The organism is Sulfurospirillum sp. SCADC (assembly GCF_000743525.1).
Lineage (GTDB): Bacteria > Campylobacterota > Campylobacteria > Campylobacterales > Sulfurospirillaceae > Sulfurospirillum.
In genome coordinates, this window is sequence record NZ_JQGK01000031.1 from 1 (window position 1) to 4780 (window position 4780).

General features: G+C 34.2%; 6 protein-coding genes. All 6 read right to left on the reverse strand.

The window, feature by feature from the left end; translation table 11 throughout:
• Positions 1 to 67: 67 nt before the first annotated feature.
• Positions 68 to 901 carry a glycosyltransferase family 2 protein gene (locus tag JU57_RS13405; protein ID WP_051906924.1) on the reverse strand — a complete coding sequence of 278 codons (834 nt, stop codon included), beginning with the start codon at positions 899 to 901 and terminating at the stop codon, positions 68 to 70.
• Positions 898 to 1806, reverse strand: coding sequence for a glycosyltransferase family 2 protein (locus JU57_RS13410; protein ID WP_037962153.1), 909 nt, complete (start codon positions 1804 to 1806; stop codon positions 898 to 900). Before JU57_RS13410 ends, JU57_RS13405 begins: the two co-directional genes overlap by 4 nt.
• A gap of 3 nt (positions 1807 to 1809) precedes the next feature.
• Positions 1810 to 2430: a nucleotidyl transferase AbiEii/AbiGii toxin family protein gene (locus tag JU57_RS13415; RefSeq protein WP_037962155.1), complete on the reverse strand. Its 621-nt coding sequence runs from the start codon at positions 2428 to 2430 to the stop codon at positions 1810 to 1812.
• The gene (locus tag JU57_RS13875; protein WP_051906926.1) at positions 2393 to 3463 is read right to left on the reverse strand and encodes a transposase; all 1071 of its coding nucleotides are present in this window, start codon (positions 3461 to 3463) and stop codon (positions 2393 to 2395) included. The genes JU57_RS13415 and JU57_RS13875 overlap by 38 nt, the downstream gene beginning before the upstream one ends.
• Positions 3464 to 3502: 39 nt before the next feature.
• Positions 3503 to 3724 carry a transposase gene (locus tag JU57_RS13425; RefSeq protein WP_051906928.1) on the reverse strand — a complete coding sequence of 74 codons (222 nt, stop codon included), beginning with the start codon at positions 3722 to 3724 and terminating at the stop codon, positions 3503 to 3505.
• Positions 3725 to 3906: 182 nt separating this feature from the next.
• Positions 3907 to 4605: an acyltransferase family protein gene (locus JU57_RS13430; RefSeq protein WP_363915376.1), complete on the reverse strand. Its 699-nt coding sequence runs from the start codon at positions 4603 to 4605 to the stop codon at positions 3907 to 3909.
• Positions 4606 to 4780: the final 175 nt, after the last annotated feature.

A 4780-nucleotide genomic window follows, 5' to 3' on the forward strand; every position in this document is an offset into this window, starting at 1 on the left:
ATGTATTTATATGGTGTAGTAATAGCCTCCAATGAAGAAGTGAAGAGAATATCCTAACAAAAGAAGGTTAAAAAGCTGATTTAAACGCAATGAATTTTATAAGAGAATGCAGACAAGAACGAGGTATGCTCCAAGGTGACTCTTTTAACAGATATTTTAGTTCTCTCAAAGCTTGATTTATGCCTGTTGATTCAGCTTTATGGTATTTTTCTACTTCTTTAAGTATCCAGCTATTTTCAGTAAAAAACTTTCCAATAGCGCTGTAACGCTTCCAAATATCTTTACATGTAAAGGTATGTGAGTGATATACTTTGGCATCCGCTGCATAGGCTACTTTCTTACCATCCATGATAGCCCGCGCTGCAAACTCCATATCTTCATTCGTATTAAGATCTTTCTTAAATCCACTGACCTCTTTAAAATAACTTGCTCTATACATCGCACAACTATCGGAACAAAAAAACGTTTTAATGCCCATCGTAGGCAAATCATCTTTCGATTTGACCTTAGAACTTAGTGGATAGTTTGTCATACGTGCAAACACCTCCATAGCATCAGCATCTTGATACGGGATCTGCCTCGCATAGGCGACAACGACATTATCATCTTCAAAAGCTTTCAGTAAGTTTTCTACTAAAAATTCATCGTAAGGCATCGAATCTTGTGTCATAAACAGATAAAAGTCGGCTTCGTAATTTAATGCTAGATTGCGTGTATTAGCATGATTGAATTCGCTTTTTTGGATTTTAAGTGTTGCGCTCTTTGCAATTGTTAGATCTTTATCGCCTGAATTGATGACCAAAAGAGCAGATGATGCCGTCTGCTCTTGAAGCAAAGGCACAATGCGCTCACTAAAGGATACTTGTGGGTTAAAGATGGGAATAATGGTTTGAATTTTCATGCGAACAGTATCAGCCCGAGATTTCTCATCAAGCCATTTTTCCAAATTTTGTATTTAAACAAAACTCTTAACTTTTGACACTTGTTCAATTGACAAAAAGCTGAAAATTCTTCTAGCATTTTTCTATCAGGTTCATTCAACTCTTTTTTATAATATGCTAAAAAAGCTTTACTTTGGAAAATATATTTTTCCAATGAAGGTTTTGAAAAAAACTTTTTGAAAAAATATTTAAGCCCATACTGCTTTGCTCCTGTGTCATTCTTGCTATGCTGTCTGTAAAGCATCAAAGGCTCGTCTATGAAAGCTATTTTTCCAAAGGCTGATGCCACCATCGCTATCCACCAATCGTGCATAATAGCTTCTTGTGGGATATGTTTCACTTTCTCTGCCAATGCTCGGTTAATCATCATCGTACAACCCGTGACAACATTTTGCAATAAAAGACGATTTGAACTACCTTGAAATGGATCTATATGCTGATAATCCCAAAAAGAAGGTGCGATAATCTCTAAATCTTTATCCACGACTGTTAAATTGCCATGTATGAGTAAAGGCGTATTTTTGCCATAAAAACTCTCTAGCTCTTGCATCTTTACGTAAGTTTTTTCAACTTTATCTGGATGCCAAACATCATCTTGATCGCAAAACATAAAGTACTCAGTACCACTCTCTCCAAGCGCATAATCCAAAAGTGTAGAAAAATTTTCCTTCGCTCCTAAATTGTGCATAGCCTCTAGCATTTTTATGCCATATAATTTTAGTATCTCTACTGTTGCATCACAACTACCATCATCACGAGCGATGATTCCAATCTCTTTATGGGTTTGATCTTGTAAAGAATCTAGTTGTTGTTTTAGGTATTTTTCACCGTTGTAGGTTGAAAGTAGTAGTGCTACTTTGGGCATTTTCTACACTCTTTTCTCAAAAAAAGTTCTCATTTGAACCTTTGTTACTGTTTCTTTTGGCTCAAGGTAACGTATATCATCGTCTTCAATATCGTCAATATAAAGCAATCCTGTCACAAAAAGTTTGTATGTTATACCTTCTACGATATGCTCACTTGCTCTATACATATCCCTTAAACTCATTTTTTCTTTTGCCAAAAAATAGATATCATAATAATCCCTATATTTGGCTCTTAAAAAAAGTACATTTACTTTCATAGCAGCTATCATTTCTATTGTTGCGAGATTAAAGTTTGCAATGTGTTGTGGCTTCAAGAAGCTCCATTTCGCATTGAAAAATGTAACCTTCACGCCATTTAATAGCAGATCTATCTGCTCATCTGTTTGGTTGATAATCTCTTTGGTTTCAAAGCCTTGAATGAACTCCAAAATCTCTTTTTTGTTCAAGCTGTCCTCATAAGTGAAAAAATCCAAATCTTCACTTTTTCGGTGACAGATATGCAATGTCAATGCACTCCCACCCACCAATACATATTTGTGTAAAAAACCACAACTTTCGACCATTTGAAATAGCAACTCTTTTGTCTTAGGAAGCAAGCAGTTTAAGTTTTTCAAGTCTTGCATTTTTCACCTCCTTAAAGTAGTCGCTTTCTACATCCATCCCAAAAAAAACTCTCGCTAACATCAAATTTGTCTTGATAAAACTTTTGTCACTTGTGAGTTTCTTTTCCCATATCTTCTTCATGTACCTTTTTCCAAAAAGCTCAAATCCAAGTTTGATATCATCAAAATCACCGTATTTTAAAAGATATTCCACAAAAAGCCCTGAGCCAATATCTTCATAGCTTACACTTTTACTATAGCTCCAAAAAATACCTTTATCTCTCAACTTTTCAAAAAGATTTACTTTCTGTCTATATATTTTTGCTATTTTTGATACCGCTACATGGGAAAGCCCGAGATATTCTCCAACTTCTCTTTGCGTATATCCATCTTTCAAAGCCTTATGTATAGCACTTTCTTTAGAGTTAGCCAAACCAAAATAGCTCTCCAATGAAAACTTCTCTTTTTGACGGAGTTCATCTTCCTTGAGTTCAAACTTAACATTCAAAAAAGTATTAAGCTTTTTTTGCTCATCTTCATTTAACTCTTTGTCAAAACTCATACCATCTAACAATTCAAAATTTAACATTCTTGTGCTTTGCACTTTGTGCGAGAAAAATGTAGCATTACGACTACTCATAGCCCAAGGATACTCACCAATATCTTGTGTTATGTTTGCTTTTATGGGATTGTATTCTATATATTTGATAAGAGTTTGCAAATACGATGTATCAAATAGATACCACGATTTAAATCGTCCTTGCCAAAGGGGGCCGACTCGTTTGTACTTGTGATTAAAATATATACTATATCTTGAATTTATGTTTTGCATTAAGATAGAAAGATTTCTATCACTTATTTTTAAAAGCAAATGATAATGGTTGCTCATAAGGCAAAATGAATAAATCGCAAAGCCATACTCCTGCGAAGCATCTTGCATGATTTGCAGAAACTGCACATAATCATCATCAGACAAAAATATGTTTGCTCTAGCTACACCACGATTAATGATATGATAAAACCCTATCTTTTCTATTCTAAGTTTTCGAGGCATTTGAGACTCCTTTTCAAAGGTCATTGTAGCAAATATTAGTTAAAAGTAAAGCTCTGACCCTGCTATTTTTAAAAGCAAATGATAATGGTTGCTCATAAGGCAAAATGAATAAATCGCAAAGCCATACTCCTGCGAAGCATCTTGCATGATTTGCAGAAACTGCACATAATCATCATCAGACAAAAATATGTTTGCTCTAGCTACACCACGATTAATGATATGATAAAACCCTATCTTTTCTATTCTAAGTTTTCGAGGCATTTGAGACTCCTTTTCAAAGGTCATTGTAGCAAATATTAGTTAAAAGTAAAGCTCTGACCCTGCTATTTGTCAAAGGTCATTGTAGCAAATATTAGTTAAAAGTAAAGCTCTGACCCTGCTATTTGTGACCCTGCTATTTGACCCTGCTATTTTTAGTATTTTTAGTATTTTTAGCCTGCTATTTAGCCGATTATTTTTGACATAAACGGTAGTTTAGTTACAATAGCAGCCAATATAAACGACACAATAAAAGTAACTAAGCATAGAAGCAAAATACCAATAAAAGGATGGATAAAAAATTGATCTAGTGAAAAACCGAGAATCCCGCTTGAGAGTATGGCAATGACCAATAAGTGCATAAAGTATACAGGAAAAACAAGGGGTGATAGATAGGATACAGTTTTCACATAAAAATGAGAAAGGGTCATTTGTTTTAACAATAAAAAAACTGCAATGGTGGCAATCATTACATTTGGACTAAAATAGATATAAGCAGTTTCAATCAAAGGGTTGAAATTTGTATTTAAGTATATGGTCAGAGCAAAAGTACATGAACTTGCCACTAAAAAAACAATGAGCAAAATTTTATTGGAAATCTTAGAAGGGATATGTTTTTCATAAACCAGATAATGCCCTAGCATAAAATAGCCTGACCATGACATAAAGTCATTTAAGACAATAAGCCGGATGAAGTCAAAAGGAAAATAGACAGTCAATGAATTGACCAAAAACCAAAGTGTAAAAAAATAAATAGCCAGTTTAGGATCAGCAAGTAATTTTTCTGAGATAGGATGAAGTATCGGTAACAGAATATAGATACCGATAATCATATAAACAAACCAAAGATGATACATGGCAGGTGTTTGAAAAATTGAAACTATTGATTTACCAAAATCAAAAGGTAGAGCACTCCAGTAATTTACATATAATAACCCAAACTGCTAGTTGCGAAGAAGGGTCTAAAAATTGCTTGAGACTCCATAAAAAGCCGTGGAGGGCACGTTTATGGAGCGAGACATTATAGCAGTTTACTGTTTAATTGACGAATATTTGAAG